General features: G+C 48.7%; 1 protein-coding gene. It reads left to right on the forward strand.

The window, feature by feature from the left end; genetic code table 11:
- Positions 1–205: 205 nt before the first annotated feature.
- Positions 206–1,839, forward strand: a 1,634-nt coding sequence (locus tag AC6CHQ_RS16155; RefSeq protein WP_498082067.1) for an IS1182 family transposase, incomplete at its 3' end; no start/stop codon positions are given.

The raw sequence follows: 1,839 nt of genomic DNA on the forward strand, positions 1-1,839 counted from the left end.
GGGGCTGTCCAGAAAGTCAGTGAAAACTGACTTTCTAGGACGCCCCTTTCCTTATGTTTAAATAAAATAGAAAAAGATCGCTGCCTTTTGTAGAATGGAGTTACCACACAACAAACCAAAAAGGAGCGATCTTTTTATGTGCAATCCGAAGACTGCTACTGCTGATTATACCACTTTTCCTGGGATGAAAAAAGAGGTGGGAGAAATGGCCGACCAGCCTAAACGGCAGCTCGCTCCAGTTTTTAAACCCTATAATAATCGTCAGTCGTTCGCCATCTTCGATGTCGAGGCACTAATTCCTGAACACCATGTGGCACGGGTCATTGATGAAATGATTGAGTTGCTTCCGGACAATCAGCTCTTCGCCTATTACCCGGGCGGTGGGCGAAGCTCTTACCATCCAAAAATGATGCTGAAGGTCATTCTCTATGCTTACTCACAAAAGGAGTATTCCTGCCGGCGGATCGAGAAGGTGATCCGGGAAAATCTGCCGGCAATGTGGCTGGCCGCAGGCCAGACGCCGGACTACCGGACCATCAATGAGTTTCGGCGTGTCCGGATGCCCGAGATGATTGATACCCTTTTCGAGTCGATGGTCATGGAGCTCCACCGGCGTGAGTTTATCGAGTTCGAGAACTACTTCCTCGATGGGACCAAGATTGAAGCCAACGCTAATAAATATACGTTCGTCTTTAAAAAGTCGCTCGAAACCCGCCAGGAGAAACTGGAGTCCAAGATTCGGGAGACCCTTGCTGAGATCCATGGGATTGCGGAGATGGAAGGCGTAGAGCTGGGCGAGATGCCTGAAGGGAATCCGACAGTGTCGGAACTCGCGGAAGTTGCTTCGAAACTGGAAGAACGGGATGAAGCCCTGACGGGCGAAATTGAGGCAGAAAAGGATGGATCGGTCCGCAAAGTCATTCGTAAAAGACGATCGCTGATCCGGAAGAAACTAAAACTGGTCCGAGAGGATTTTCTTCCGCGCAAAGAAAAATATGCTATTCAGCTTGGTGTCTGCGGGGATGACCGGAACAGTTACTCGAAGACTGATCCTGATGCCACGTTCATGCGAATGAAGGACGACCATATGAAAAACGGTCAGCTCAAACCGGGCTACAACGTTCAGATGGCCACCGAAAACCAGTTTATCCTCTTCTATTCCATCCACCAGCGTCCGACGGATACCAGATGCCTGATTCCACATTTGAAAGCCTATCGAGAGACCAATCTTCCGATGCCAAAACGCATTGTCGCCGATGCGGGTTACGGGAGTGAAGAGAATTATCGTTACCTTGTGGAAGGTGAGGACGACAAACCGGTTGCTGAATTTGTTGTTCCTTATGGAACCTACATAAGGGAACAGCTGCGTAGTTTTAAAAACAATCGTTTCAATGCGAAGAACTGGGAATATGTCGAAGAGGACGATCTATTTATCTGTCCAAACGGCCGGAAGGTCCGGTTCAAGAAATACCTGCAGAAAAAGAATAAATCAGGCTATTTCCAAGATCTCAAGATCTACGAGTGCGAAGACTGTAGCGACTGCCCGCTGAAGAAGCTTTGCACCAAAGCCAAAGGGAACCGTCAGGTTCACTGGAATCCGATCTATGAGGAAATGAAGGCCAAGGCCAGGAAAGCCCTTGAAGATGAAACCCTGAAAAAAGTCTATGCCCTCCGGAAAATCGAGGTCGAGACAGTTTTTGGGAATCTCAAGGGCAATTTGGCGTTTCGTCGATTCCTACTTCGAGGGCTCGATAAGGTTCACGTGGAATTCGGCATCCTGGCAATGGCCCATAACTTCCTAAAGGTGGCGGGCATCCTGCGGATGCTTTCTGCAAAAAA

The sequence above is a fragment of the Bhargavaea sp. GQ12 genome (assembly GCF_059758705.1).